This window comes from Marinicellulosiphila megalodicopiae (assembly GCF_045862395.1).
GTDB lineage: Bacteria > Pseudomonadota > Gammaproteobacteria > Pseudomonadales > Natronospirillaceae > Marinicellulosiphila > Marinicellulosiphila megalodicopiae.
The window spans coordinates 1815924-1842555 of sequence record NZ_AP023087.1 but is presented as its reverse complement, the minus strand read 5'-3'; the positions used below and the strand labels follow the sequence as shown (position 1 = coordinate 1842555).

Here is a 26632-nt window from a genome sequence, read left to right as displayed (position 1 = left end):
TATGATAAATTTACCCCTTCACTTAATATCATTAATAAAACATACTTTATTGGATATTGAATTATTGTCTTTATTTAGAGGATGTATGAAGCATTTTGATATTTCTAAAAATGTTCACTTATACTGCATAATTTTATTTACCCTGCTGATAAGTCAAACAAGCCTTGCTCAAAGTGAATCTAATACTGCGTCAGTGACATCAGAATCTACACTTACGTCCACAAATGCGCAGCAATATTCTAAATTACGCAAATTGGCCACTGAATATCAGTCTAATAAACAGTACAAAGAATCGATTGTACTTTATCTTTCGCTTTTAAAGATCAAGCCTAATGACTTAACATTACGCCTTGATCTAGCACTGAGTTATTTTTACACTCAACAATATGAATTAGCCAAAATCGAAATTGAAACGGTCACAGCTGACAAATCATTTGCAAACGCACCGGATCAAGTGAAAACAAACGTGGGCAATCTTTATCAAACGGTCCTTTCAATGCTATTAACGTTATCTGAGCAAAACCTAGATCAACCAAACGAAGAGTTAACTAATCCAGATTCAATTAATAATATTAATCTATTAGCTTCAAGTACAATTACATCGATTTCAAATGCCACTCAGATCCCTTCCGAGTTAAATCAAGAAAAACAAAGTTTAATTGGTATCGGATATTCTGTGTTTTTGAATCATGAATATTACCACCCAGACTCCCCTTGGAAATTCGAGCAAACATTCAACTTACATCAAAATAAAGATTTTTATTCCGTTGATGATGTAATTTATTCAATCATTAATACGAACTATGATGTAGAATTGAAGCGAATTTTAGATTCAAACCAATTAATAGGATTGAATTTTTCCATTTATTGGATTAAAAGCGATTCATTTATGGAACCTAGTATATTATCTCAATTTAATTATAATTGGAAAAAACAGCAGTTTTCCGCTTTTACTAAGCATCATTGGCAAAGCTATGAGACTTATATTGAAGACACTGACAATAATAATAATATTTTTAGTGAACAAAAAGATAATTTCTGGATAATAGGCGCTCAATATCAAAGCTCTTTAGTACATAGATTTAAATCTTTGCCAAATGAGTTATCATTGAACTGGAAAAGCAAAATTAGCTCTGCAGACAGCGACACTCAGTACGTACGTTTGGAACAGTTTATCGGTGCCGCTTACGAGTTTAACCAAAAGCTTGCGTGGGCAACTCAGTTTTATACACGCTTTCAAGTTATCAATAAAGATGAGCGAACAGATTTAGAAAACCGATTTTTAAATAAATTGAGCTATAAAATCAACGACCAATGGTTGTTGTATTTAACGCAACAGTACAAATATAAAACTTCTACCGATGTTTATTTTCAATACAATCAGTGGAAGCATCAATTAACATTACAATGGGTAAATTAAGATGAGTAACCGTATCATTTTGGTCGAAGATGACATTGATTTAGCGCAGTTAACGAGCGAATATTTAACAAGTCATGGATTTGAAGTAACAACTGTGCATGATGGTGAAGCTGGCGTTGAAACGATTTTAAGCCAACCAAGTGATATCGTATTACTTGATATCATGCTACCTAAATTAGACGGAATGGAAGTTTGTCGTAAAGTTAGAGACCAGTATAAAGGTCCTATTATGATGCTTACTGCACGTGAAGATCAAATTGATCAAATTATTGGATTAGAAATTGGAGCAGATGATTATGTATTTAAATCATCAGAACCAAGACTTGTTTTAGCTAAAATTAAATCATTATTAAGAAGAAGCCAAATCAATGCTTCAGCACTTCCTACAACAATGGATGTCACGTTACTTGATTTTGGTACGATTCGAATTGACCCCGGCTCTCGCGTGGTGGTGGTAAATGAAGCACCAATCACAATCAGCAACCCAGAATATGAGTTATTATTATTATTGGCACAAAATGCTGGGGTGGTATTAAGTCGTGAACAAATTTTTGAATCCTTACGCGGTATTCAATACGACGGTCAAAATAGAATTATTGATATCACCATTTCTCAATTGCGCTCCAAACTGGATTTCAGTGATCGTATTAAAACAGTAAGAAATAAAGGCTATCAATTTACCAATCAAGTCATTCAAAAATAATCAAACTCAATGAATCAAAAAAAACAGCCAAACGGCTGTTTTATTTTTTAGCGGCTCGATTTGCCCTAGCTTGCTTAGGATCAATCAACAAAGGTCGATATAGCTCATAACGCTCCCCTTCTTTAGCCTCTTGCTCTTGCGGCTTCATAACTTTCTTTCCGAAAATTCCGATAGGCACAGTCTGTAAATCCAAACCGTCAAATTGCAAATCAAGTTTTGAATTCAGCACCACCTCTCTGATGGTCATACTTTCTTGAAACTCGACACTTACAATTAATTGTTTTTTGGGGGTGGCGTATGCAACTTCTACTTTCATGGAAACACTTTCTTAAAATTAATGAATTATATAGATTATTATTTGGTATATATAGTTTGTGCGCGAGCAATAAAACACTGAACCATTTGATCGGCCATTTGAGTTAGCAGTGTTTTTGCAGCAAATTTAAATAATACATTGGCTTGGAAATTTAATTCAAAACGCACTTTACAAGCCTGATCGGTTAATTTTTCAAAATACCAAACACCATTTAATGATTGAAACGGCCCTTCTTTTAAATTCAATTGAATCGAATCAAAAGGGTTTAAAGTATTTTCTGTCACAAAGGATAAATTCAACGCTCCTTTACCTAAGGTTAATTGGCCGATTAACTTTTCTTTTGAACTGTCCAAAACAACTGAAGACTGACAATTTGGCAAAAAACTTGAATAAGCATTCACGTCATTCACAATGTCATACATTTGCTTGGCACTATACATCACCAATGCTTCGCGTTTCACTTCAGTCATAATAATCAATCTACTTCTTGTTTTGAAATTTGCTCAGAATCTTCGACAGAGAACCACTTTGGGTGAACCCATTGTAAGTATATTAACACCAAAAACAAACCGAGCACTAACAGCATTTGCCAATCCGAGCACTAACAGCATTTGCCAATCCGAGCTAAGTTGCCAGGCTGAAGGTAAATTAGCCAGCACTGATAAAAACAAAAAACAGGTCACTCCAAATTTCAATAATAAGCGCCATAAATAATAATAGAAAGTACGCTTAAAATGCAGATCTTTTTCCAAATTACCAGACGCCAAACGCCAACCCACAAATACGCTGACACCTAAAGCACAAATAGGAACCAATATATGAGTGGTACCATATGACACCACCTCAAAGATCGTCATGCCATACCATAAGTGGTTATAAAACACACTAAAGGACAGCATACAGATCGCACTGATTCCCCATACAGACACAAGCGTTAATACCACGCTGACTCTAAAATTCAAATGGAAATGCGAACGAATAGCAATGGCAACTGGCAACATTGAAAACATTAACGCCATTGACGTGCTAATGACAAAAACCACAAACAATAGGGGCAAAAGAAAATATGAAGATTCAACCTCAATTGCACCAATTAATATCGATTGGAAAAACAACTCAACCCCATTTGTGTATTCTGGTGGAATATTGTAAATAAAATACCAAACCACAAGCGCAACCAATACACCAAACAAATAATCAATCACCACAATGATCATCGAGGATTTCATAATTGGAACGGTTTTGGGGGCAAACATACTGAACGCAAATACACCACCGATTCCCAACCCCGTACTTAAAAATGCATGTTGCCATATCACAAATACCAATGATTGATCGACATTTGAAAAATCCACCGTTAAAAATGCACCTAAGCTACTGATATATTCTGCATTTAAACTCATAACAACAAACATTGATAAAATAATACTTAAAAGCACCGCAACCATAATAATTGCAACGGACTGCATCGCTCGACTGATACCTAACAGCATAATGGCACCTAAAACACCGAATAAAACAGTTTGAGTTAACAATAATGTGGGCACATCTCTTGTCATGGTTTGAAATTGAAACCAGACTTGCTCAATTTCAAATGAGGATACATGACTATATTGCCAGGTATATACGACCCCCCAAGTAGTCACTACCGCATAATAAGCAAGCAAACCAAATGCTGAAAACCAAAACAACCTGCCAAACCAAATCCATATATTTGATAATTTATGCGCTTCAGCCAAACAAGTAAATGCCACACTTGCAATGGCACGGGTGCGCCTTGCCATCCACATTTCTGCGATTAATAACGGCAGCGCTATAGTTATTTTTGCCAAGGCAAACAATAATAATATTGTGCCACCTGAATGCGTGGCCATTAAATAGGGTAAATTAAAGAAATTACCCAATCCTAATGTTGCTGCGAGCGCGACCATCACAAAAGTGAAATTGGATCGCCAACGAATATCTTCAATTGCCAAAAATCATCTACCTTATCTGAAGACTTGGGCGTATAATCTTGCGCCATGAGTAAAAAGAATAGTAAAACATCGTCCAATACCATTTGCCAAAACAAAAAGGCCAAATTCGATTATCACGTTGAAGATAAATACGAAGCTGGCATGTGTTTGTTAGGCTGGGAACTTAAATCAATCCGCGCTGGTAAAATACAGCTTGTGGATTCCTATGTACACATTCAAAACGGTGAACTTTGGTTAATCGGCTGCCATATTACACCATTAAGCACCGCGTGTACCCATGTAATTGCAGAGCCACGCCGTGCCCGCAAACTGTTATTAAATAAAAAAGAAATTGCAAAATTGGTCAGAGGAAACCAGCAAGAAAGCCATACAGTGGTTGCCTTGAATATGTACTGGAAAGGCAATAAAGTAAAAAGCGAGATCGCCCTTGTTAAAGGTAAACAAGATCACGATAAACGCGCTTCAATTAAAGAACGTGAATGGAATATTGAAAAACGTCGGGTTTTGAAAAACGACCACTAGCCCAAACAAAAAAGCAGACTAGGATTTCCCTAATCTGCTTTTTTAATGTCTACCCCCCTTACCATTTAAGGTTGCAGGGGACAAAATTATTGTTCAAACACACAGGTATTACCTGCCCCACATTGAGTACTACTCACGACTGCTTTTACACTAGATGCATTGATTGGCGTGTAATTATAAGGAATAGTAAAGGTTGCCCCACCTGCTGAATCGTTCATTTCTCTAGCAGTGCCTTCGTTATTAAACGCTTTCCAACCGCTTGTTGTGCCGTATTCATCTTTAACGGTATATACATTTGATGGCAAGTCATAATAGTTTGCCTCAATAATCATGGACATCTTCAGACCAGGTCCATGTACAATTTGGCCATTTTCTTGAGAGCTAAATAAATTATTCAGTAAATGCACTTTACCAAATCGTCCTCGTGGCTGACGCTGATCCACTCGATCGGCCCACCAGCTATTCATATATGTAATTCTTAACTTACCTTCACTGTTTGTTTCATTATCGCTACCTGCAATTAAATTTGAAAAACGATGTTCTTTATCATATGTATAAGAAAACTTGGTCCATGAAACCGTTACAAAGTCCCCTTCTTGTGTAATATCAAAATTCCCATCTTGACCATTTGCCACATCCACATGATCGACCCAAACGTGATGCGCTTTATTACCAATATAAAAAGCATCCTTTCCATCTTTACACTCTTGATAACTGCCACAATAATCACCGCGTACCGCAATGTTTCTAATGATAATATTATAGTAATTTTCACCACTGATTTTTACATTGCCTTGGATGATCACGCCAGGTGCGGTTCCAATAATAGTTGTATTTGCTCCAGGTCTTAACTCACCGGTATACGTACCTGGCGAAACCAATACTATTTTTGCGCCACTGCCTTTTACTGCATTTTGCAGTGAACTCATATTACTGACTGTCACGGCATTGGACAAATTGGTGCCACCACCTGTTGTGCCACCACTTTGAGTTGCCCATCCAATTGGTGTATCAGTAATTTTCAAAACTTGCCCTGACTGTGGCGGCTTGACAATTGGTGGCTCGACAACTGGCGGCTCAACTATTTGCTCGCAATCTATTGGGCTAATACCATCACCAACAATCGTCAAACTGTCAACATTACCCAAACCTACTGCAATTAATGAGCTTAATTCTATGGAGTTATCGCCTTGTTTAAGCATCACATTCATAGATTCATATTGCCAATCAGTCCATGCAGTTGTTGGATTAAAATCAAAGGTTTGCTGCCCAATTTGATTGACTGTTAATTCACCTGGTCGAGCATCAGTCGCACCTAGCGCATAACGTATTTTCAGCTCATATACCCCAGCATTAGCGGCATTAACTGCCCAATGAATCGATGAACCGACTTCATTTACAACATTAGTATATCCGCCTAGGCCACCATGCTCAGTTTCAGTCACGCCATTTGCAAAACAAAATCCATCTACTTGCTCTTCGATCACAGTTTGATTATTACCAATTTGTTTTTTATCTCCACGGTGAAAATCAAAAAAATCGAAATTGGCGATAAAATTCTGATCAGGCTCTTTTGCTAATACGTACACAACTTGCAAGCCACTTAGTGAATTAATAACATCCGAATTGATTTCAACATAGGCTTGCCAATCACTTGTAGACTCTAAATAAAGCACGCCAATTAATTCGCCCTCTACGCCGTCAGCTCGTAATTCAATTGAACCCGTTCCTGTATTAGAAGCATACGAAACAGAAATAGCGGTCACATCGCTCAAATCGATTTGACTATAAATAATATGATCCCCACCTTTAAAATAACCAACGCTAGTACCTGCATTCTCTAAAGCAACTTCACCGGTCGCATTAGAATAAGACTCTGCTTCAACTCGAAAAACTTCCGGTTTTTCAAGCACAATAGTCTGCTCAATCCAATGGGAATCGATACCATCGGACACAGTTAATCGCACAACAAAACTACCATAACCCAATTTAACTAATGGATTAAGATCCGTACTTGTTTGTGCACTACCAAAATCCCAAACATACGACAAACCATCATCATCTTCATCCGTAGATTCATTGTTAAATTGAACTAAATCACCATCACTGACATAAGAAAACTCTGCAACAGGTGGCGTATTTACAATAATTTGAGTTTGGGTATTTGTTTCTGTCTGAGTTTGGCTTTGAGTCTGAGTCTGAGTTTGACTTTGGGTCATAGTCTCAGTTTGAACCTGAGTTATAGTTTGAGTTTGAGTTTGAGTTTGAGATTGGGTGTATAAATCCGTTTCTAACTGGGTATTCGTTACAATATCGGTGTTTAACTGCGAATCCGTTGCAACCTCTGTATTTACAAGACTAGAGGTTGAGGTTGAATCAGATTGCGGATTGTTTTCGCTTAAGTCAACAAAACAACTAGAGGTTGCCACAGTAATCCCTATACATGACAGCATTAATAATTTCGAATTCATTTTATTTTTCCCAATTACATTAATTACGCAATTAATCATTACCAAAACAACAAATACATCATGATAACAAAATACAAACATTTAAAAACGTTTATGAGTATATAGAATTAGAGAAATAAAAATGTGAAGCAGTGTATTCTTTAATCGATCACACTAAAAGAAATAGCAAAACAACCAATACATAGTTTGAATTTTAATAAAACAGGATCAATTTTGAATAGTTAAACGCTTAATCTTTTTGCAAAGACTGTTTAAACAGCGACATTAACAACTCAATATTATTAACAGCTGGATAATTTAATCGCGTAATCATCGCAATTTTTCGATGTGGGCCAGGCTCATTTAAGTGGGTAAATTGCAATTCTGTATTAATTTCAACCAATGATGACAACGCCATTTGCGGCACTAATGTCACCCCCATATTACCTGCCACCATTTGAACCAACGTATACAAGCTTGTCCCCCCAAGGGATTGATTATAGGCAGACATAGGCAGCGAACAAGCAGCTAACGCATGATCTTTTAAACAATGCCCATCTTGTAATAACATCAATTCAGAAGTTTGTATTTGATCAGAAGAAATATTTGTAATCATCGATTGCATAGTTGAACAAACAAAATAAAAATCCTCTTGCCAAAACTCAAACACATGCAACCCTTCAGTTGGATAAGGCAAAGCCAATATTGCAGTATCTAATTCACCACTTTTAACCTTATCTACCAATACATGAGATTGTTCTTCAATAATGGTCATTTTAAAATCAGGATATTTCTTTCTAACGGAAGGTAAAATTTTAGGCAATAAATAAGGGCCAATTGTCGGAATCACTCCAATGCTCATCGGAGTATTTAACGGTTGATCTAAACTAGCAATAACCGTATACAAGTCATCAGTTTGTTGTTTGATTTTTTTAAAATGCTCTAACACTTTCACACCAATTGCAGTGATTAAAACCTGCTTATTATCACGTTCAAAAATTTGCACACCTAATTGGTTTTCCATTTCTGAAATTGCCGTACTTAATGCCGATTGAGACACAAAACACTGCTGAGCCGCATTTTTAAAATGTTTGGTTTTCTCTACATTCAATGCGTATTGAATTTGCTTAAGAGTGATCACGATTTAAGCCATTGCGCCAATTTTAAAAAATGATCGTCCTTCGCTTTTGGATCGTTTAATATTTTATTTCCTTTATAGTTTTGCAAACTTCCGCTTTTTTTACTTAACCAAATCACTTGTGCATTATGATTGCCAAGTTCTTTAATATAAGCACGAACATCTTGCTGATGGGCCAAATAATCATTATCTTGCTCAACTAAATACATACTTTTAGGAAATTTAATTTTATTTAGCGCGCAGGCATAATCAAACTCATCTATTGGATCAACCCAGCGACCATTTGTTAACATTAGATATTGCTCATAAAACACCTTACTTTCGATGGCATCACCTAACATGATTTTTTTGCTATTAATCAAACCAAACAAAGATGCTTGAATTTTAGCCAAATGAAACCACGCAACATCCTTAAAAAAACTATATTCTTTAGAAGGCAAGGTCATCAATCGACGGGCATTAAAATGAATAAAATGTGATATATTTTTATTAAACTCAGGCATACGTGCAATAAAACTAGACAGCAATACAGAACCAAATCCATGACCAACATAAATACTTGGCAAGGCATTTAAGCGCTCAATTTTTGCCATAACCTTCGACAAATCCACCGTTATAGCTTGATTCACTGAATAATTCATGTGTTTACTGACTCTTGGCCAAGTACCCTCACGACCCATCAAATCAAGCATAAAAACATCATAACCATGTTGCGCTAAAAAGTGTGCCAGTCCATCAGGGTGATTAAACAACGCTGAAGATTGACCAATATCGTGAAGCATAAAGACACAGGGGGCATGTGTTTTATGCCCAAGAGTGTTCACTCTAGACAATAAAACCTGCATTCCATTTGTGGTTTGAATTTTATAGGTTTCTTCATTGAAATTTGATTGCATATCGGCTCGTTAAAAAAATACCAGACATGCATCATACTGAGACATTTAAGAGTTGGCTAGCGAACTGTTTTTAAATTTCTAATTATTTATTCACTTCTATTAAATAAATAAATTCGTCTGCTACATGGGATTGAGATTTTAAGCTGTGCCCTAAAAATTGACAAAATTTTGGGATATCACGCTGAGTGGATGGATCAGTGGCGACCACTTTGATTTGCATTTTATCATCAACATCACGCACTGCATTATGCAACATCATAACGGGTTCTGGGCAATACAACCCTTTTGTATCTAATAAAATGGTATTGGTCGTAAGGTCCAATTTTGACATATTATGCGACTTCTAATAATTGTTGTTGTAAACAATTATAAATCGCTTCACCACCATAAATCCATTTTTGTGTATTATCAGGATTTTGCACCATTAAACACGGAAATTGAATCTTACCACCACCTTTAAGCATTTCATTTCGATAACACTGATACTTTTGAGCATTACGCGTATCAATATTAATTTGATTTTGATGAAGCTTTCTGCGAAGTTTTGAGCAATCTGGACAGTGTTTAAGCTCATACAAAACAAATTGCCTTGCTTTTTCATCCATTTTTTTCTGTTCAGGCAGGGTTCGATTAACGGGTTTAAAAAGAAATTTTACACATATTTTCTCTACAAACAAGGAGCAAGCACCGGCACTTTTTCGCATCAACAACATAATTCTACGCTTCGAAAAATTTGGCCGTATTGTACAGATTAATAGTTCAGATTCAGCATATTTCCATCATTTGCTTAGAGTGTTTTATGCTTAAAAATATTTTTTTAATGTCAAAAGCTCAGTTCAACACCTATTTTACAGTAACCGAAAAAATATTATCTTTACCACACAAAAAAGATAACGGTATAAAAAACCACCTAGCCGCCATTGACTTCCAACTTTCATTCAATAATCAGTACAATCCACACCTGCTTTAAATTCAACGCATTTTAGTTAAGTGTTAAATTGATTTATTGTTTAACTTTAAACAAACCAAGTAAATCTTCTATTTGCCAGCCGCTAGACAATAAGTGGTAGACAGTGAATAATATTCGTCCAACACCAAACTGTGGGTGCACCTGTTTGATATCTTCAAAATAAAGCAAAGTAAAACCTTCACTTTTTTCCCAAATATCCTGATCAATACTTCCCCATAATTGATCTACCGTTTGATTAGATTGCAACCACCAAATAATTGAATGTCCTGTATGCTTAACAATTTGCTCAAACTTACTAAGTGTTGGTTCACTCCCATTTAAGTATTTACGCAGAGTGCTCTCGCCTATTCCTGTTTGTCTTGCAACCTGACTTACAGATGATTGATCACATAGTTTTTTTAAATTTTGTACGAAGGTATGTTTAAACTGCAATGCATTCATTTCCTTATACATGACAACTCTAACGCCATTTTAATGCAGTTTTTAAAGCTAAATGTTCACCAAAACTGGTCAGTGTCCATACTTTTCCTTCAACTTTTATTAATCCATAAGCTCGTAATGCTAATAGTAATTTTTCAAAGTGATCTTCATCAGCTTGCATTTGAGTAATAGCATGGGCTTTTTTGACCTTTGACTTCACCTTTTCGATTTCATTTTTTTGCAAAAAAGCATTGAGAGCATTTCTGATTTTACTTGAAGTACAGCCCAAACTTAACGACGAAGCAAACATATCAAAATAAGTTTTCAATCCTAATTGACAGCTTTCTTCAACCTTAATAAGCGTCCCACCTCTAAACGCATTACACTGATAAGGCATTTCAAACAGTTGGGATTGCTGTTCAAAATCTGCGCTTGAATGTAAATTTTTCTCTCGTTCTTTTTTTAATGCAGCGGTTAAAAGCTCAACTTGTTTTTTTAAATCGGTATCTTGCTTAGTTTGAGCTTGGGCAGTATTCACTTGATTGGCTGGTAACCAACCTTTTAAATCGTATTTATCAAGCATGCTTTCAACCATGCCTTCACATACATCTCGCAGCTGTTCATCATCACGCCAAAAAGAGTGCAACGTTGTTTTTGTTAACCCTTGAGTAAAAAGTTGCAATCTATTTTGATCATCTGCATTTAAAGAGGATCGCCCCATCCCTGAATAAATCAAACTATGTATGGGTTTTTTAAATGCACTGGCTTGAGATAGCGCTTGATGAACATACCCTACTCCAGATTGATTTAACGCACCATAATGATCACCTATTAAAATCACACAAAAGTCACACTCAGCGATAGCACGCAGGCATAATTTCCATAAATATGGATCAGTAGGATTAGGAAAAGGAAAACTGGTAGCGATACAATTATTTGCCGCCAGCGCTTCATAGACAATGTTACGCTGTTTTTCTAAATTTAAAGTTGTGGAACACACTGCCACTGTATATCGCTTTTGAGACATATATTTTAAGAATTATTATTAAAAAAACATCATAGCACATTCATTTCTCTCTCAAAAGCATTTGCAAGACAGGTAAATCATTCATATTTCTATTTATCTTTTTCCCCAAACCATGAAGTATCATTGCTGTTAACCCCCATAAACTGGGTGTCAAAAAATCATAAAATGGTATCGACACATAGGTATGACTTCTTTTTAATTTATGAGTACGATCCGCTTTTTTTAAAAGATGGTGTAAATCCAACCACAATATTTTTTGCACTTCAGCTTCATTTAATATGGGTCGGAAATCTTTATCCTTTAACACACCTATCCAAACATCCACCTCCAATCCATCTTTAGACTGAAAGCTTTCTAACTGTCCTACAATTTTAATTTGATCAATATTTAAACCGATTTCCTCATTACTTTCACGCATTGCAGTTTGACCAGAAGTTTCACCTTTATCACATTTCCCACCTGGCAGTGCCCATTCACCTGAATGATTTCGCAAAGTTTCGCTTCGCAACGTGAGTAACACTTGAAGTTTTTGTTCAAATTCACGTACTATGATTAGCACAGAAGCGCTGGCTTTTGATTTTTCATTTTTATTAATGATCATAGAAAGCTCGGTAGCAATACTGGCATTCATTGATTTACTCATTGAGCTTCTCCAAAATTAAAAATACAATGCAAACCCAACAGGTAAACAATTATTAATATGACTGAAATTGACTTTCACATACTCGCCCAACCCAACGAGCAAGATCGTTTATTCTATACTTGTCGGTTAATAAATAAAATTTTCAAACAATCTTTAAATGTCATTGTAGTGTGTGATGATCTAGATCAAGCCAAACAGCTTAGTGATCTATTATGGCATTTTAAAGAAGATGCGTTTATTCCACATGAAATTGAATTTAAAGAATCAAGTAGCATCCAGTTCTTAATTCACGATAAAAATTATGAAGCAATGCATGATTTCCATGATGTATGCATCAATTTAAGCACTCATATTCCAGTGTGGTTTGGTCAATTTAATCGTTTATTAGAAATAGTTTGCCAAAATGAGACTACTTTAAAAGCAACCCGTGAACATTATCGTTTTTATCAATCTCGTGGTTACCCGCTAATCCAACATGATTTAAGACCTGCAGGGTAAAAATTATGAGCAATATGCCATTTGATAAAAAGCAACACTCTCAAAAAGTAGACTATCAAAAAGTAGAGAATCAAACGCCATTGTTTTATGAGCCTATAGAGTCCAATAAAATCGAACCCCCTATTGAGTTAATTCAACAACTACTCGCGCTTCAAAAAGATTTAGAAAACTGCATCCCAAAACAAATTAACACAATCGATACTCCTTTATACCCGTTAAAACCTAAAACAGAAGGCTCCAAAACTACATTTAATCCGTTTTTATCAAGCCCTTCATTAACTCAGCTAATTCATAAGCGCCAGGAAGACGAACAACGTTTTGCTATTGACTTAATAGACCTTGAACCTATTGGATTGCCCCTTGACGGCATTATCAAACAGCATAAAGATGCCCTTGAAGAATCAGGCAAACAACAGAGCATCAAAAATATTGAGGCCGAAATCATCAAAGAAAGTAACATCATCATTAAGAAAACCCTTGATGAATACCTACCTAAAGTTGAAAAAATCATCCGTCATCGCCTGACATTAAGCGCACAAAAAATCATCAAACAGCAGCTATCTGACGATCAGGCATAATCAACTTTATATCTTTTGCCTCATCCTTTAGAATACGCCCTTTTTTGCGTAGTAGATTATGAGCGACGAATGCCTAATTGGCCAAGCCCAACCTGAACAATATCAAACTCAGATTCAAGAGAAGTCCACTCGATTAACCGAGCAATTTGCACGGTTCAATCCACCAGAGCTTGAGGTTCACCCTTCACAACCGAGTCACTTTCGTTATCGCGCAGAGTTCAAAATATGGCACGAAGGCGATCGTTCATTTTACGCAATGTTTAATCCCCTTGATCGAAAAACCCCTGTTGAAATTACCAATTTCAGTATTGGCTCAAAACTCATCACGCATTTAATGCCTTTATTACTCGCTGAAATTCATTTATTCGACGAACTTCGCCAGCGTTTATTTCAAGTTGAGTTTTTGACCACCCTAAAAGGTCAGGCGTTAGTGACGCTTATTTATCATCGTAAATTAGATGAAAATTGGGAAGTTATCGCCCGCGAGCTTGAAGCAAAATTAAATATTCATGTGATTGGTCGTTCACGCAAACAACGAATTGTGATTTCTCAAGAATACATTGAAGAATCATTTGAAGTAAACGGTAAGACTTTTGATTATCGTCAATATGAAAACGGCTTCACTCAACCCAACGCAACGCTTTGCCAAACCATGTTGAATTGGGCGGTAGAACAAACCAAAGATCGCACCGACGATTTATTAGAATTGTATTGTGGTAATGGGAATTTCACTTTGCCGTTTTCTATGAATTTCAAACAGGTTTTAGGCACTGAAATTTCTAAAACATCTGTGAATGCTGCCAATGAAAACATTGCGCTAAATCATTTAGATAATGTGTATATCTATAAAATGTCAGCGGAAGATTTTTCAAACTCGTTATTAGCCAAAAAAGAAGACGAAACCATTTCACGTCGCGTTGCGCGCATGGACTTGTCTCAATTTAATTTCCAATCGGTGTTTGTAGATCCACCAAGAGCCGGTCTTGATATCGACAGTTGTGAATTAGTTAGACAATTTGATTGTATTTTATACGTGTCTTGTAACCCAGACACATTAGAGCAAAACATAGAACAATTAAGCGACACCCACAAAATTGTTTCCTTTGCGATGTTTGATCAATTTCCTTATACACACCATGTAGAATCTGCTGTGAAGTTGGTTCGTAAATAATGACTGATGCTGCTTTATTATTTAACGAATTAACATTACAACGCTACCCCGTTTCTAGTGACGCGTCGTTAACGGCATTTAGTCAAGCTGAAGTATTGCTTGCTAAAAAATTAGATGAACAATTTAATCAAGTCTCATTGTCAATAATTAATGAAAACTTCGGTGCATTAAGCTGTGTGTTTAATGAAAAAATACAAGACAGTTACAATGATTCGTTTTTGTCTCAATGCGCAACGTCCATTAATATTGAAGCGAATCAAAAAAAGAGCATTGAATTAAATAATGATTTAAGCGCGCTTAAAGGCGATGTCATTGCAGGATTAATTCCAAAATCCTTGAGTTTTTTTCAGTGGCAATTAGAAAAACTGAGCCAACTTAATCGCCCTATTGTTTTGGCCGGTATGGTGAAGTACATATCTAACGGACACATCGATTTAATGAATCGATATTTTGAATCCATTGATGTCTCCCGTGCTGAAAAAAAAGCACGCTGTATGATTTTGTCTGAACCTAAACAACAATCAATCAGTCAAAAAAATCCAAGCTTAGAATACAACGGGGTTCAATTGAACAATTTACCCGGTGTATTTTGCCAAAAGCACATTGATATTGGTGCGCGTTTTTTTATCGAAAACTTCAAAAAGATTGAGACACACAACCAAGCAAAGATTGCAGATTTAGGTTGTGGAAATGGTATTTTGTCATTATTGATGGCAAACATGACAAAAGCTCATGCGTTAGATTTTGTGTTATTTGATGAATCAAAACAGGCAGTCGATTGCGCAAAGCAAAATTGGATGTTAAATAAGTTTGATGAAAGTGCGCACAGTGCGCAGTTTATTCAAAATGACGGACTGTTAAATCAAGAAGCGCAATCTTTCGATTTTATACTTTGTAATCCCCCGTTTCATCAAAACCACACAGTGGGCATTCACATCACTCAAAGCTTAATCAAACAGGCTAACTTTAGTTTAAAATCAGACGGGCAATTTTGGGTGATTGCGAATCGACAATTGCCTTATTTAGGTGAATTAAAATCGCACTTTAAAGACGTAAAATTAGTCAATCAAAATGCGAAATTTAAGATTTTTGTAGCATATAACTAATTAACACCTCAATTATTTATTGAGGTATTTTAATTTTACCCTTGATTACAGTCACTACGCCACCTGCAACTCTGACATTAATTTCAGCTTGTTTTTTATTATCCATCTCAACATGAATATGAGACTGTCGAGATTGAGTTGCACCACGCTGCACTTCAAAAGAATGAGTACCCTCTTGCACAGAATCGTGGTAACACAAATACGATGCAAATCCTGGCATTAATGAACCCGTTGGTGGGTCAAAGTTATTAGCAAAATCCGGACTCACAATTCTTGAGTGAAAATCCGCTGTATTTGAATCCGTATTATTTGAGAATAAAAACATACCTTTCACTAACGACGAAGTTAACGATGATTGAATCCAAAGATCTTGATTCACTCTTGCCGCTCGAACTGCATTATAAGATTTAATGGGCACAATAAGATAAGCGCCTTGAGAGTCTACAACCATAGGTTCAAACCTCTCAAAACAAACATCTTCAGGAATTAAATTCAAAATATCGGCAATTTGTTGATTTGTTGGCGCCATTCGATCCTCAACTGCTTTTACAGTTTGAGCGATGGTGACAAAAGATTCTCCATTTTGAGCTAGCACATGAGTATCAAAAAAATGTCCATTTGGAATAATAAACTTTACCTTTCCATCATCTGGAATTTGCCCCTCACATTCATTTGCAAGAATTTGTGTGGCCGCCATAACACAGTGAGTGGTTAACGGCACTTCTCCTGTATGTGAAAAAACTTTTGCATTCTTTTCAGCGCCATCACTTAATTTAACAAAAACAGTTAATGTCAGTGGATTTTCTTGAGCCAGTGTATGCATCTGGTAATCAGTTAATTGCTGATCATCCACAATTACTGTCATTGGCGCCCCTTCAAAAGCTTGATCTGCAAAAATATCAACAACAAAGTAAGATAAACTCATTATTTAGTGAACCCCATAAATTAATTATCAAAAGTACAATCTACCTATTTTCAGATAATTTTCCACCCCAAACTGGCTTTTTTTGTACTTATGGTCTTTATTTAAACCGTTATAGAACAACAATGGACACAAAAATGATTGATTCAATTTGGGATAACACCATAAATCAAGCAATTTACAGCTTACAAACTTGCACAAATAAAGATAAAAAATACATATTAGTAGCTAACTGTTTTCAAAACTCAATTCAATCAAATGACGTTTCAATTAATACAGCATTACCCTCGCAACGACAATTATCTAGTGCCCTGAATTTAACATTGGCGACTATCAATCGGGTGTATCAACATTTAGCATTGCTAAGTTTCATTCAAAACCTTCCTGGAAAAGGCAGTTTTACGTGTTATCAAATTCAAACCCAATCAAATTCTATCAATGAATCATCCCTTCGTTTTGATACCCGCAAACTTCGCTGCATTTTGATGAATGATAATTCATTTGCTTCTTCATCATCAAACACTATAAACACTGATATACAACAGATACTGGATATTTGGTTTGATCAATTACACATGCCATCCCAAGATCGTAAAACCAGATTGACTTCCAATATTTATGAATCCTTAGATTTTTGTTTTTCAACACTTCTCACTTCAAAAGACACAGTATTATGTCTTAATTTAACGCACCCAGGAATTTCAAAAATCGCATTAAATCACCAAGTAAAATTAAAATCCCTTTCTTTTAAAAATGATGAATTGAATATTGCTGTTATAGAACAATATTGTAAAATTTATCAGCCTAAAGCGTTCTTTATACACAGCCACACCCATACACCTACTGGGCTGACGCTTAGTAACACTCAAAAAAATGAAATTGCTGTACTCTGCAAAAAATATCAAGTCTTTATTATTGAAGATGCCAGTTTAAACTGGCTTGAAAGACCTAAACTTAATTTTTCAAACCTTTTGCCTGACACGACTATTTCACTTTGTTCTACAACAGTTTTATTCGATTCAATCACACACTATTGCGCGATTCAATACCCAAATGTTTGGGATTTTGACTTCCAAAATATCATTCAAAGCCAATCAAATATTAATGAAATTCACGCCAACTCTTATTTGAAAAAACTATTTACAAATGGAGATTTTTTTAATTCCTGGCAAGCAAAACACAGTCAATTAAATGATTTTGTTTTTACTCACGTATTTCCTAAGTGCAAAACAATTGCCTCACTTAAGCAAAATGTGAATATTTTTCTAGGTATAATGTGGATTGAATGCGAAGACGAACAAAGCAGCGAACAATTAAAAATGGCATTGGGTAATCAAGAAATTATCAGTTTAACCCAAGAGATTTTTCTTTTTGATTATCAGCCCCAGTGGTTAAAGCCATTTAACTCTGAGGCAATGTATGGTGTAAGATTATGTTTCGCTCATCTACCCTTTCCAGAAATTGATAAATTATTTCTTTTGATAGACCAATGCTTGTTTGATTTGAGCCCATCGCTTCAATATCAGCGACATGATAGAAATCATCAATACCCAAACCAAGTTAATATGCCCTAACTCTATATTATTTGCTGGTACGCCTTTTCCTGTGATCCATGTTTTATACTGAGATAGACGTGTAAATACAGTTGGATAACCCTCAAGGGCGCAAATCTCAACACCAAAACTGACTAATCCCACCAACTTCCATCTACCGGCTATATTAATAATTAACGGCCCACCGCTATCGCCGTCGCAGGCATCATGAATGCCATCCCCACCAGCACACATTTGAGTGTCCTCTAACTGAGTAAACGGATCAAATATTTCTTTGCAAGCAGCCGGCAAAACATAACTTAGGTTTGTCATTTGTAATTGATCAGGATAATAGTAAAACCCATCACGTAAATCTCTGCCCCAACCGGCTAATAACAAATAATGACTAGGTGTTATCAATGATTCTTTACCCTCACTTATTATTTCAATGGGGTTAAATAACACAGGCTCAACTAATTTAATCAATGCAATATCGTACTTATAGTCTTCTGAGCTTGCATATAACTCATGTACGATTATCTGTTCGACAGGCTCAAATTCCACAACCTCCCCTAATTGATACTCCCCCAAAAATAAATTTAACGCTTGGGGCTCAATCACTTCAGATGAAACCGTGACGCAATGCGCTGCTGTTACTAACCACTGCTGATGAATTAAAGCAGCCGCGCAGCTAAAAACAAAACTGTCAAAGCAACCATCAGCATGTAAGCAAACAGAGTTATTATGGGAAACATACATTCCCGCCATCCAAGGTAGCGTTAGGTTCACATCTTGGCCAGACAAAATCTTACCTTTAATGCCGTTTGTTTTAGTATCACTTGAAATAGAATATCCAATATGACATACCATTAAACTCAGCATGCAACTCAAAAACAATTTTTTCATATATACAAACTTTATAAAAACATCTAAATTCAGTATAGCGACAGCCAACCAGAAAAAGCCAACTGACTATGAATATAAGTAATTTTTTAATTGAACATGAATCCTACATCCGCTTATTCTTCTTTTTTTTAGCCTTGTTTATTTTTGGGTTGATTGAAAGGATTCATCCTAACCGCCCCCTCACTCAAAATAAAACCTCACGCTGGCTGCATCATTTATTTTTAATGATAATAAATAGTGTAATTTTACGTTTTGCCACCCCCATTGCAGCGATCAGCGCAGCTATTTACGCTCAAAATCATCAAATTGGGTTATTTAATTATTTCGAAATCCCATTAACATTGAATGTTATCTTATGCGTGATTTTGCTTGATTTATTCATTTATTGGCAACATCGATTATTCCATGTGATCGATTTTTTGTGGGCCATTCACAAAGTTCATCACGCTGATTTGGATATAGATGTAACAACTGCCGTTAGGTTTCATCCAATAGAGATGGTTATGTCTTTAATGATTAAATTATTAGCCATTTTAGTGTTAGGCGCACCGGTTATTGCTGTGGTGATATTTGAAACATTATTAAACGTATTAGCTATGTTTAATCACAGCAATATTCGCCTACCGACTAAATTGGATAAAATTTTGAGATACGCAATTGTGACAAGAAACGTTCACGAAATTCATCACAGTACAAATTTAAAAGACAGTCAGAAAAATTTTGGCTTTCATTTAATTTGGTGGGACATATTATTTGGCAGCTATAAAGTCCAAGCAGATGATGAAAATTTTGTGATAGGTTTAGAAGAATTACAAGACAAACAAGACACTCAACCTATTTTTTCGATATTAACTTTACCTTTTAAGAAGCGCTCATGAAATCAAAAATAATTAAACTATTAATTCTAGCTCTACTGATCACAGCCATTACCTGTGTGTTTATTTTTCGCGAACACATTAATTTTGAAGAACTTCAAACTTGGTTAAAAAGCTTAGGATATTGGGCACCGGTTATATTCATTTGTATCTACATTGTCTCGACTGTATTTTTCATTCCAGGCTCACTGATCACGCTTGCTGGTGGTGCATTATTTGGCCCTATATTTGGTACATTATTTACATTAATTGGCGCTACAATCGGTGCATCCATTGCATTTATTATTTCTAGATTTGTCGCTCGTGATTGGATTGAAAAAAAATCAGGTGACCGATTAAACCAATTACAAGCTGGGGTCGATAAAGAAGGCTGGCGATTCATTGCTTTTGTACGCTTAGTGCCTGTATTTCCTTTTTCATTACTTAATTACGCACTTGGCCTAACTCGTATTCGTCTGAGCGTGTATGCCATCACCTCATTTATTTGTATGGCACCAGGCAGTCTTGCTTACAACTATTTAGGACACGCAACGGCTCAGTCGTTAAATGGCCAGAGCGATCTGCCACAAACGATTTCACGTATTTTTATAGCCATTGGTTTATTGGCTTTTGTTATTTATATTCCAAGAATCATTAAGAAATTTAAAAAAGCCGAACAAGCTTAATTTTTTATTAAACAAAAAAAAGACCGAATATTCGGTCTTTTTTATTTTTTCAATCTCAAATTCACATTTAGAAAATAGTCTTTTCTACAAAGTTGTGAACCGCTTTAAGATCATTCTCTAACACACTGAATTTCTCTTCACGCTCCATTAAATCACTTAAATGCGCTGGCAAGCTTGGCGAAACTAAGCCCGCTTTTTTGATTGCATCTGTAAATTTAACTGGATGTGCTGTTCCCAATGTAATCATTGGAATATTCATGTCACGACGTGTTTCACGAGCGGCTTTAACACCAATAGCCGTATGAGGGTCAAGCAAGTATTCAGACTGTTCAAACACTTCTTTAATGGTGTCAGAGGTGGTTTGATCATCAACTGCGTATGAATCGAATAATTCACGTGCTTTAGACATTTTAGCTTCGTCTAAAGAAACGGTTTCAGATCCCATTTTTTCCATTAGTTCAGCTAATTTTTCGCCATTGCGATCTTCAAGATCAAACAATAAACGCTCAAAATTACTAGAAACCACGATATCCATTGATGGCGATAACGTGTGTTGTAAAGGGTGCTTTTCGTATAAATTTTTGCTTAAGAAACGATGTAAAATATCGTTTTTATTGGTTGCTACGATTAATTGCTTAATAGGTAAACCCATTTTCTTAGCAATGTAACCCGCAAAAATATCACCAAAGTTACCAGTCGGTACTGAGAATGCCATTTCGCGTTTTGGGCCACCTAAGTTCAGTGACGCGTAAAAATAATAAACGATTTGTGCAACAATTCTCGCCCAGTTAATTGAGTTAACCGCAACTAAACGACGCTCGCCACGTAAGAAAGACTGATCAGCAAAGGATTGTTTAATCATTTGCTGGCAATCATCAAAGTTACCTTCAATGGCGATGTTATGAATATTATCACCTTTTATGGTGGTCATTTGACGACGCTGAACTTCAGATACACGGTTATGCGGATGCAAAATAAAGATATCAACATTTTTACATGCTTTTGTGCCTTCAATAGCCGCAGATCCAGTATCACCAGATGTTGCGCCCATGATCACAACTTTCTCATCACGTTTTTGTAAAGACTCATCTAAAAGACGACCTAACAATTGTAATGCGAAATCTTTAAACGCTAATGTTGGACCGTGGAATAATTCCAACACGTATTCGTTATGATCAATTTGCTGCAATGGCGCGACGGCTTTATGCGCAAAACCTGTGTAGGTTTCTTTTAAGATACGCTTTAAGGTTTTTTCATCAAAGCTGTCACCCACAAATGGCGAAATCACTTTAAATGCTAATTCGTGGTACGGTAATTCTGCCCAAGACTGAATTTCTTCTTGGCTAAATTGTGGAATGTCTTTTGGAACGTATAGGCCGCCATCGCTTGCTAAGCCTGTTAATAATACGTCTTCAAAATTTAATTCTGGCGCTTGGCCTCTTGTGCTTATGTATTTCATTTTCTTAACCGTTTAAATGTTCAACACGAATGCGGACAACTGGCTCAACCACATCGTCTAATGCTTCTAATTTTTTGATTGCTGTGTTCATATCCTGTTCTTTTACTTTATGCGTTAACATAATCACAGGTAATGTTTTTGCGTCTTCAGCAGGCTCTTTTTGTAAAATCGCTTCAATATTAATGGCGTTTTCACTCATAATTTGAGCGATTTTCGCCATTACGCCGACTTTGTCTGAGACTTCAATTCTAAGGTAAAAACCCGTTTCAGATTGATCTACATCTAAAATTTCAATTGAATCATCAATTTCACCAAAGCCTAAATGCGGTACTGGGCGAGCGTTTGTGCCGACTAATCTTGCAACATCTACGATATCAGCAATCACCGATGAAGCCGTTGCTGTATCGCCAGCGCCTGCGCCAGAATACATAGTTTGACCCACTGCATCGCAGTTAACTAATACTGCGTTTAACACGCCATTTACGTTAGCTATTAATGATTTTTCAGGGATTAACGTTGGGTGAACACGCATCTCAATGCCGTTTTCACGCTTAACCGCTACACCTAAGTGTTTGATTCTATAACCTAGCTCTTCAGCGTAATTGACATCTTGTGCTGTAATTTTGCTGATGCCTTCTGTGTAGGCTTTTTCAAACTGTAATGGCATACCAAAAGCGATCGACGCTAAAATCGTTAATTTATGTGCCGCATCAATACCTTCAACATCAAATGTTGGGTCCGCTTCTGCGTAACCTAGCTCTTGTGCTTCTTTTAATACATCTTCAAACGCACGACCTTTGTCACGCATTTCAGTCAAAATGAAGTTACCTGTACCGTTAATGATACCTGCCAAGCTTGTTACTTTATTAGCAACCAAACCTTCACGCATTGCTTTGATGATTGGAATACCACCAGCAACCGCTGCTTCAAAATTAACCGTTACGCCCTTTTTAGACGCTGCTGCAAAAATCTCATTACCATGTACAGCAATTAATGCTTTGTTTGCTGTTACAACGTGCTTTCCGTTTTCAATGGCACTCATTACGATTTCTTTTGCTAAATCGTAGCCGCCAATTAATTCTACAACCACATCAACATTTGGGTCTATAGTCACTTCTAGTAAATCTTGAGAAACCGTAATGCCCGTGTAGTCATAGCCTTCTTTAACAGTACGCATACCAATGTGCGTAATATTAATTGGAAAACCTGCTCGCGCGCTAATTTGAGCTTGGTTATCTCTAAGAACACGATATGTGCCTCCACCAACGGTACCTAAACCGCACAATCCAACATTTACCGATTTCAATGTATTACCTCAAAAATTAAATACAAAAAAATAGACACCCGAAGATGCCTATACATAAAAATTATTATTTGTTATATACCCAACACTTTTGCTAAATCAGCAGCCGGTCTATATCCAGGTATGATTTGTCCATCTTCAGTAAAGATAGAAGGTGTACCTGTCACACCCACTTGGCGACCTAACTGATACTGTTGCGCCACAGGATTGTCACAAGTTTGCATTTTTACTGACTGATTACTTTTTAGCATTGTCATCGTTTGCTGCTGATTAGGCGCACACCATGCAGTAACGATTTTATCAAAGGAGTTGCCACTTAGACCAGCTCTTGGGAATGCAGCGTATTTAATTTCAATCCCTAGATCTAAGTATGACTCTATTTCAGAATGTAATTTTCGGCAATATCCGCAATCAACATCGGTAAATACAATCACTGACGCTTTCACCTCACCCTTAGGGGAGAAAATAACAAGATCATCGCGGCTCATTTGATTTAGCAATGGCAATCGATCTTTAGATTTACTTTGCTCTGCAATCTCTAGAGTTTTAGCAGTTAAATTTGCCACTTCGCCATTATTATTTTGAAACAACCCCAAATTACTGCCATAAAAGAAATAACTTCCATCTAATGTAGTATAAACAATCGTACCTTCATTAAATAACACTTCATAGACACCATCAATAGGCGTTGCTTTAGCATTGGTGATCACCGCATCTCTAGAAAAAACAGCCGAAAGCGATTTAGTGAGTTGGACTTTTAAATCCTTTTCAGATATTGGTGCAGATACTGCAGCTGCGGCTTCGATATGAGGTGCGACGGATTGCTGTGTTTCTGTTGCTTTAGATTGCACAAAACCTAAGGATACAAACCCGATAAGTATTGCCACAATTATTGAGACGATTGTTAACTTCATTTTATTTCTCCAAACCAAAAGGGTTTTGACAGCAAAAGGACGCAATAGTTTATAGGGTTCAAAAAAAAAAGGTAGCCTAAGCTACCTTTTTTTTGCGGATTAGCAAATTGATTCAAAAAAAATCAATTATTTTATCCAATAACGATTAACCTTTACGGTTTAAACGCTCTTTAATACGAGCAGCTTTACCAGAAAGCTCACGTAAGTAGTACAATTTAGCTTGGCGTACTGCGCCACGACGTTTAACTTCAACGCTTTCTACTAATGGGCTGTAAGTTTGGAACGTACGTTCAACACCAACACCATGAGAGATTTTACGTACTGTAAACGCAGAGTTTAATCCACGACTACGAACGCCAATTACAATACCTTCGTATGCTTGAAGACGCTCACGAGTACCTTCTTTTACTTTAACTTGTACAACAACTGTATCGCCTGGGCGAAAAGCTGGGATTTGCTTTTCAGTTTGTTCAGCTTCGATAGCCTGAATAATGCTGTTTTTGTTGCTCATTATGACAACTCCTGTTCTGCGCGATTTAATGTTAAAAAATCACATTTAAATTCATCTAATAATATTAACTGCTCTGGGGTTAGCGTTAGTTTCTCCAGTAAATCTGGTCGATTTACCCAAGTATTTCCTAACGACTGTTTTAAGCGCCATTTACGAATATTTTCGTGATGACCACTTAACAAAACCTTCGGCACAGTCTGGCCATTCAATTCTTCTGGACGCGTATAATGCGGACAATCTAATAAACCTTCGACAAACGAATCTTCTAATACTGACGATTGCTTTCCAAGTACACCAGGTACTTGACGGGAAATAGCATCCATAAACGCCATCGCCGCAACTTCACCACCACTGAGAACAAAATCTCCAAGAGACCATTGTTCGTCTACAAACTGTGTAATGACTCGCTCATCGATACCTTCGTAACGACCGCAAATAAAAATCAATTTGTCAGTTTGTGCCAACTTTTCAACGCCTTTTTGCGCCAATGGTTGACCTTGAGGTGAAAGATATATCACTTTTGCATCGCTTCCGATCTGCAATTTTGCAGCTTCGATGGCTTTTTGCAAAGGCTCAACCTTCATCAACATTCCGGGACCACCACCAAACGGTCGGTCATCCACGGTATTGTGTGCATCTGTAGTAAAGTCGCGCGGATTAAAAAAATCCACTTTTAGCAAATCAGATTGAATTGCTCTTCCCACTACCCCTTCGTTACAAAACCCATCAAACATGGATTCAAACAGGGTAATGACACCAAACCACATTTTACTCACTTAAAAATCCGGATCCCAATCAACTTCGATTTTACGTTCCTCTAAGCTAATCGATTTAATCACCTCACCAAATAGATAAGGGATCATCCGTTCACGCTGATCAATACTATCGCGATTGGCTTTTATCACCATTACATCGTTAGCACCGCCTGCGCTCATCATATGATCAACACGACCAAGCTTCTTTCCATCGACTGTCCAGACAATTAAGCCTTCCAGTTCATGCCAATAAAAGTCATCACGATCCAAAGAAGGTAATGCCGATTTATGAATCGCTATTTCGTAACCACCAAACTCTTTGGCAATTTCACGATCATCACAACCAACGATATGAACAACCATACCTTTGCCATGAGAACGACCTGCATCGATTTCAATACTACGCCAAGGGCCACCATTACTGATTTGCCAATCGGTGTAGTCTAAGATTTGATCCATAGGGTCAGTATATGAAAATAATTTCACCCAACCTTTAATGCCAAAGACCGACGTAATGCGACCTAAAATCACCAAATCTTGATACTTGTTCATGTTAAGAGCCCTTTAGATTATGCTTGACTCTTTTTATATTGTTTTAATAGAACTGATACACGCTCAGAAGTCTGAGCCCCTTTACTTACCCAGTACTCAATGCGATCTAAAGAGACACGAAGGCGCTCTTCTTGTCCGCGAGCAACAGGGTTAAACAAACCGACACGTTCGATGAAACGACCGTCACGAGCATTTCTGCTATCAGCTACATTGATATGATAAAAAGGACGCTTCTTAGAGCCCCCAAGTGCTAAACGAATAACAACCATTCGTATCTCCTATTTGGATAGGTTTTGAAATTACCTATCGTTCTTGTTTGGGATCAAAGGAATTTCGACCCACTTAAAATAGCGCGCGAATTATACGTCTTTTCACAAAAATAACAACCAACAAACTACATCCAA

30 protein-coding genes are annotated in these 26632 nt (G+C 36.6%); 10 read left to right on the top strand and 20 right to left on the bottom strand.

The features are described from left to right. The first annotated feature begins 1 nt into the window (after nucleotide 1). The gene (locus TYM08_RS07750) at nucleotides 2-1420 is read left to right on the top strand and encodes a tetratricopeptide repeat protein (protein WP_422382399.1); all 1419 of its coding nucleotides are present in this window, start codon (nucleotides 2-4) and stop codon (nucleotides 1418-1420) included. Nucleotide 1421: 1 nt separating this feature from the next. Continuing rightward, on the top strand, nucleotides 1422-2123 hold the full coding sequence (locus tag TYM08_RS07745; protein WP_422382398.1) for a response regulator: 702 nt from the start codon (nucleotides 1422-1424) through the stop codon (nucleotides 2121-2123). Between the two features lie 40 nt (nucleotides 2124-2163). Here TYM08_RS07745 and TYM08_RS07740 read toward each other — a convergent pair whose 3' ends face one another. From TYM08_RS07740 to TYM08_RS07730, 3 genes are read right to left on the bottom strand one after another with little or no spacing between them, the layout of a single operon-like run. Continuing rightward, nucleotides 2164-2439 carry an RnfH family protein gene (locus TYM08_RS07740; protein ID WP_422382397.1) on the bottom strand — a complete coding sequence of 92 codons (276 nt, stop codon included), beginning with the start codon at nucleotides 2437-2439 and terminating at the stop codon, nucleotides 2164-2166. 38 nt (nucleotides 2440-2477) lie between these two features. Continuing rightward, entirely contained in the window at nucleotides 2478-2909 is a 432-nt protein-coding gene (locus tag TYM08_RS07735) for a type II toxin-antitoxin system RatA family toxin (protein ID WP_422382396.1), read from the bottom strand. Between the two features lie 33 nt (nucleotides 2910-2942). Further along, entirely contained in the window at nucleotides 2943-4415 is a 1473-nt protein-coding gene (locus tag TYM08_RS07730) for a hypothetical protein (protein ID WP_422382395.1), read from the bottom strand. A gap of 45 nt (nucleotides 4416-4460) precedes the next feature. Between TYM08_RS07730 and smpB the strand changes: the two genes are divergently transcribed. Next, nucleotides 4461-4937, top strand: a complete 477-nt coding sequence (gene smpB / locus TYM08_RS07725) for an SsrA-binding protein SmpB (RefSeq protein ID WP_422382394.1) — start codon at nucleotides 4461-4463, stop codon at nucleotides 4935-4937. A gap of 86 nt (nucleotides 4938-5023) precedes the next feature. On the opposite strand, the gene TYM08_RS07720 is transcribed toward smpB, so the two are convergent. The 8 genes from TYM08_RS07720 to TYM08_RS07685 all read right to left on the bottom strand — a co-directional run bounded on the left by TYM08_RS07720 (nucleotide 5024) and on the right by TYM08_RS07685 (nucleotide 12481). Then, nucleotides 5024-7408, bottom strand: coding sequence for a carbohydrate-binding protein (locus TYM08_RS07720; RefSeq protein ID WP_422382393.1), 2385 nt, complete (start codon nucleotides 7406-7408; stop codon nucleotides 5024-5026). Nucleotides 7409-7637: 229 nt separating this feature from the next. Next, on the bottom strand, nucleotides 7638-8528 hold the full coding sequence (locus tag TYM08_RS07715) for a hydrogen peroxide-inducible genes activator (protein WP_422382392.1): 891 nt from the start codon (nucleotides 8526-8528) through the stop codon (nucleotides 7638-7640). Further along, the gene (locus TYM08_RS07710; protein ID WP_422382391.1) at nucleotides 8525-9421 is read right to left on the bottom strand and encodes a hypothetical protein; all 897 of its coding nucleotides are present in this window, start codon (nucleotides 9419-9421) and stop codon (nucleotides 8525-8527) included. The genes TYM08_RS07715 and TYM08_RS07710 overlap by 4 nt, the downstream gene beginning before the upstream one ends. An 82-nt stretch (nucleotides 9422-9503) precedes the next feature. Further along, on the bottom strand, nucleotides 9504-9752 hold the full coding sequence (tusA, locus tag TYM08_RS07705) for a sulfurtransferase TusA (RefSeq protein WP_422382390.1): 249 nt from the start codon (nucleotides 9750-9752) through the stop codon (nucleotides 9504-9506). 1 nt (nucleotide 9753) lies between these two features. Further along, nucleotides 9754-10134 (bottom strand): glutaredoxin family protein, encoded by a 381-nt coding sequence (locus TYM08_RS07700; RefSeq protein ID WP_422382389.1) that lies wholly within the window; start codon nucleotides 10132-10134, stop codon nucleotides 9754-9756. Between the two features lie 290 nt (nucleotides 10135-10424). Further along, nucleotides 10425-10844, bottom strand: a complete 420-nt coding sequence (locus TYM08_RS07695; protein WP_422382388.1) for a helix-turn-helix domain-containing protein — start codon at nucleotides 10842-10844, stop codon at nucleotides 10425-10427. A gap of 7 nt (nucleotides 10845-10851) precedes the next feature. Then, nucleotides 10852-11817 (bottom strand): DUF4062 domain-containing protein, encoded by a 966-nt coding sequence (locus tag TYM08_RS07690; RefSeq protein WP_422382387.1) that lies wholly within the window; start codon nucleotides 11815-11817, stop codon nucleotides 10852-10854. A gap of 61 nt (nucleotides 11818-11878) precedes the next feature. Beyond that, entirely contained in the window at nucleotides 11879-12481 is a 603-nt protein-coding gene (locus tag TYM08_RS07685) for an NUDIX hydrolase (RefSeq protein ID WP_422382386.1), read from the bottom strand. A 57-nt stretch (nucleotides 12482-12538) separates the two neighbouring features. Here TYM08_RS07685 and TYM08_RS07680 point away from each other — a divergent pair, with 57 nt between their 5' ends. Genes TYM08_RS07680 through TYM08_RS07665 form a run of 4 tightly spaced genes read left to right on the top strand, consistent with a single transcriptional unit; the run spans nucleotide 12539 to nucleotide 15834 of the window. Beyond that, a complete protein-coding gene (locus TYM08_RS07680) occupies nucleotides 12539-12979 on the top strand; it encodes a DNA polymerase III subunit chi (protein WP_422382385.1) in 441 nt (146 codons plus the stop codon). Nucleotides 12980-12984: 5 nt separating this feature from the next. After that, nucleotides 12985-13557 carry a hypothetical protein gene (locus tag TYM08_RS07675; protein ID WP_422382384.1) on the top strand — a complete coding sequence of 191 codons (573 nt, stop codon included), beginning with the start codon at nucleotides 12985-12987 and terminating at the stop codon, nucleotides 13555-13557. Nucleotides 13558-13615: 58 nt separating this feature from the next. Then, nucleotides 13616-14728: a tRNA (uridine(54)-C5)-methyltransferase TrmA gene (gene trmA / locus TYM08_RS07670; RefSeq protein WP_422382383.1), complete on the top strand. Its 1113-nt coding sequence runs from the start codon at nucleotides 13616-13618 to the stop codon at nucleotides 14726-14728. Continuing rightward, a complete protein-coding gene (locus TYM08_RS07665; protein WP_422382382.1) occupies nucleotides 14728-15834 on the top strand; it encodes a class I SAM-dependent methyltransferase in 1107 nt (368 codons plus the stop codon). The genes trmA and TYM08_RS07665 overlap by 1 nt, the downstream gene beginning before the upstream one ends. Nucleotides 15835-15850: 16 nt before the next feature. Here the strand turns inward: TYM08_RS07665 and TYM08_RS07660 are convergent, their stop codons facing one another. After that, nucleotides 15851-16759: a PhzF family phenazine biosynthesis protein gene (locus TYM08_RS07660; RefSeq protein WP_422382381.1), complete on the bottom strand. Its 909-nt coding sequence runs from the start codon at nucleotides 16757-16759 to the stop codon at nucleotides 15851-15853. A gap of 134 nt (nucleotides 16760-16893) precedes the next feature. Between TYM08_RS07660 and TYM08_RS07655 the strand changes: the two genes are divergently transcribed. Beyond that, nucleotides 16894-18330: an aminotransferase class I/II-fold pyridoxal phosphate-dependent enzyme gene (locus TYM08_RS07655; protein WP_422382380.1), complete on the top strand. Its 1437-nt coding sequence runs from the start codon at nucleotides 16894-16896 to the stop codon at nucleotides 18328-18330. On the opposite strand, the gene TYM08_RS07650 is transcribed toward TYM08_RS07655, so the two are convergent. Beyond that, nucleotides 18226-19194, bottom strand: coding sequence for a serine protease (locus TYM08_RS07650; protein WP_422382379.1), 969 nt, complete (start codon nucleotides 19192-19194; stop codon nucleotides 18226-18228). The two genes, TYM08_RS07655 and TYM08_RS07650, sit on opposite strands and share 105 nt — an antisense overlap. A 68-nt stretch (nucleotides 19195-19262) precedes the next feature. On the opposite strand from TYM08_RS07650, the gene TYM08_RS07645 reads away from it, so the two are divergent. Together TYM08_RS07645 and TYM08_RS07640 are read left to right on the top strand one after the other, a co-directional pair. Further along, a complete protein-coding gene (locus TYM08_RS07645; protein WP_422382378.1) occupies nucleotides 19263-20072 on the top strand; it encodes a sterol desaturase family protein in 810 nt (269 codons plus the stop codon). Continuing rightward, entirely contained in the window at nucleotides 20069-20734 is a 666-nt protein-coding gene (locus TYM08_RS07640) for a TVP38/TMEM64 family protein (RefSeq protein WP_422382377.1), read from the top strand. Before TYM08_RS07645 ends, TYM08_RS07640 begins: the two co-directional genes overlap by 4 nt. A 67-nt stretch (nucleotides 20735-20801) precedes the next feature. Here the strand turns inward: TYM08_RS07640 and thrC are convergent, their stop codons facing one another. The 7 genes from thrC to rpsP all read right to left on the bottom strand — a co-directional run bounded on the left by thrC (nucleotide 20802) and on the right by rpsP (nucleotide 26497). After that, nucleotides 20802-22193, bottom strand: a complete 1392-nt coding sequence (thrC, locus tag TYM08_RS07635) for a threonine synthase (RefSeq protein ID WP_422382376.1) — start codon at nucleotides 22191-22193, stop codon at nucleotides 20802-20804. A 4-nt stretch (nucleotides 22194-22197) separates the two neighbouring features. Then, nucleotides 22198-23499 carry a homoserine dehydrogenase gene (locus TYM08_RS07630; RefSeq protein ID WP_422382375.1) on the bottom strand — a complete coding sequence of 434 codons (1302 nt, stop codon included), beginning with the start codon at nucleotides 23497-23499 and terminating at the stop codon, nucleotides 22198-22200. 71 nt (nucleotides 23500-23570) lie between these two features. Further along, nucleotides 23571-24410: a DsbC family protein gene (locus TYM08_RS07625; protein ID WP_422382374.1), complete on the bottom strand. Its 840-nt coding sequence runs from the start codon at nucleotides 24408-24410 to the stop codon at nucleotides 23571-23573. Between the two features lie 145 nt (nucleotides 24411-24555). Next, complete coding sequence (rplS, locus tag TYM08_RS07620) at nucleotides 24556-24921, bottom strand: 50S ribosomal protein L19 (protein WP_422382373.1); 366 nt, start codon at nucleotides 24919-24921, stop codon at nucleotides 24556-24558. After that, nucleotides 24921-25688: a tRNA (guanosine(37)-N1)-methyltransferase TrmD gene (gene trmD / locus TYM08_RS07615; RefSeq protein ID WP_422382820.1), complete on the bottom strand. Its 768-nt coding sequence runs from the start codon at nucleotides 25686-25688 to the stop codon at nucleotides 24921-24923. The genes rplS and trmD overlap by 1 nt, the downstream gene beginning before the upstream one ends. Nucleotides 25689-25697: 9 nt before the next feature. Next, entirely contained in the window at nucleotides 25698-26228 is a 531-nt protein-coding gene (gene rimM / locus TYM08_RS07610) for a ribosome maturation factor RimM (protein WP_422382372.1), read from the bottom strand. 17 nt (nucleotides 26229-26245) lie between these two features. Beyond that, entirely contained in the window at nucleotides 26246-26497 is a 252-nt protein-coding gene (rpsP, locus tag TYM08_RS07605) for a 30S ribosomal protein S16 (protein WP_422382371.1), read from the bottom strand. Nucleotides 26498-26632: the final 135 nt, after the last annotated feature.

What these genes read in the sequence shown, in the direction of transcription:
- TYM08_RS07735 (WP_422382396.1), bottom strand. Translation starts at nt 2,909, where the DNA reads ATGACTGAAGTGAAACGCGAAGCATTGGTGATGTATAGTGCCAAGCAA.
- thrC (WP_422382376.1), bottom strand. Translation starts at nt 22,193, where the DNA reads ATGAAATACATAAGCACAAGAGGCCAAGCGCCAGAATTAAATTTTGAA.
- TYM08_RS07645 (WP_422382378.1), top strand. Translation starts at nt 19,263, where the DNA reads ATGAATATAAGTAATTTTTTAATTGAACATGAATCCTACATCCGCTTA.
- TYM08_RS07745 (WP_422382398.1), top strand. Translation starts at nt 1,422, where the DNA reads ATGAGTAACCGTATCATTTTGGTCGAAGATGACATTGATTTAGCGCAG.
- TYM08_RS07710 (WP_422382391.1), bottom strand. Translation starts at nt 9,421, where the DNA reads ATGCAATCAAATTTCAATGAAGAAACCTATAAAATTCAAACCACAAAT.
- TYM08_RS07625 (WP_422382374.1), bottom strand. Translation starts at nt 24,410, where the DNA reads ATGAAGTTAACAATCGTCTCAATAATTGTGGCAATACTTATCGGGTTT.
- smpB (WP_422382394.1), top strand. Translation starts at nt 4,461, where the DNA reads ATGAGTAAAAAGAATAGTAAAACATCGTCCAATACCATTTGCCAAAAC.
- TYM08_RS07675 (WP_422382384.1), top strand. Translation starts at nt 12,985, where the DNA reads ATGAGCAATATGCCATTTGATAAAAAGCAACACTCTCAAAAAGTAGAC.
- rplS (WP_422382373.1), bottom strand. Translation starts at nt 24,921, where the DNA reads ATGAGCAACAAAAACAGCATTATTCAGGCTATCGAAGCTGAACAAACT.
- TYM08_RS07665 (WP_422382382.1), top strand. Translation starts at nt 14,728, where the DNA reads ATGACTGATGCTGCTTTATTATTTAACGAATTAACATTACAACGCTAC.
- TYM08_RS07680 (WP_422382385.1), top strand. Translation starts at nt 12,539, where the DNA reads ATGACTGAAATTGACTTTCACATACTCGCCCAACCCAACGAGCAAGAT.
- TYM08_RS07720 (WP_422382393.1), bottom strand. Translation starts at nt 7,408, where the DNA reads ATGAATTCGAAATTATTAATGCTGTCATGTATAGGGATTACTGTGGCA.
- TYM08_RS07685 (WP_422382386.1), bottom strand. Translation starts at nt 12,481, where the DNA reads ATGAGTAAATCAATGAATGCCAGTATTGCTACCGAGCTTTCTATGATC.
- TYM08_RS07640 (WP_422382377.1), top strand. Translation starts at nt 20,069, where the DNA reads ATGAAATCAAAAATAATTAAACTATTAATTCTAGCTCTACTGATCACA.
- rpsP (WP_422382371.1), bottom strand. Translation starts at nt 26,497, where the DNA reads ATGGTTGTTATTCGTTTAGCACTTGGGGGCTCTAAGAAGCGTCCTTTT.
- TYM08_RS07700 (WP_422382389.1), bottom strand. Translation starts at nt 10,134, where the DNA reads ATGTTGTTGATGCGAAAAAGTGCCGGTGCTTGCTCCTTGTTTGTAGAG.
- trmD (WP_422382820.1), bottom strand. Translation starts at nt 25,688, where the DNA reads ATGTGGTTTGGTGTCATTACCCTGTTTGAATCCATGTTTGATGGGTTT.
- TYM08_RS07655 (WP_422382380.1), top strand. Translation starts at nt 16,894, where the DNA reads ATGATTGATTCAATTTGGGATAACACCATAAATCAAGCAATTTACAGC.
- TYM08_RS07750 (WP_422382399.1), top strand. Translation starts at nt 2, where the DNA reads ATGATAAATTTACCCCTTCACTTAATATCATTAATAAAACATACTTTA.
- tusA (WP_422382390.1), bottom strand. Translation starts at nt 9,752, where the DNA reads ATGTCAAAATTGGACCTTACGACCAATACCATTTTATTAGATACAAAA.
- TYM08_RS07660 (WP_422382381.1), bottom strand. Translation starts at nt 16,759, where the DNA reads ATGAGTTTATCTTACTTTGTTGTTGATATTTTTGCAGATCAAGCTTTT.
- TYM08_RS07650 (WP_422382379.1), bottom strand. Translation starts at nt 19,194, where the DNA reads ATGAAAAAATTGTTTTTGAGTTGCATGCTGAGTTTAATGGTATGTCAT.
- TYM08_RS07740 (WP_422382397.1), bottom strand. Translation starts at nt 2,439, where the DNA reads ATGAAAGTAGAAGTTGCATACGCCACCCCCAAAAAACAATTAATTGTA.
- TYM08_RS07695 (WP_422382388.1), bottom strand. Translation starts at nt 10,844, where the DNA reads ATGTATAAGGAAATGAATGCATTGCAGTTTAAACATACCTTCGTACAA.
- trmA (WP_422382383.1), top strand. Translation starts at nt 13,616, where the DNA reads ATGAGCGACGAATGCCTAATTGGCCAAGCCCAACCTGAACAATATCAA.
- rimM (WP_422382372.1), bottom strand. Translation starts at nt 26,228, where the DNA reads ATGAACAAGTATCAAGATTTGGTGATTTTAGGTCGCATTACGTCGGTC.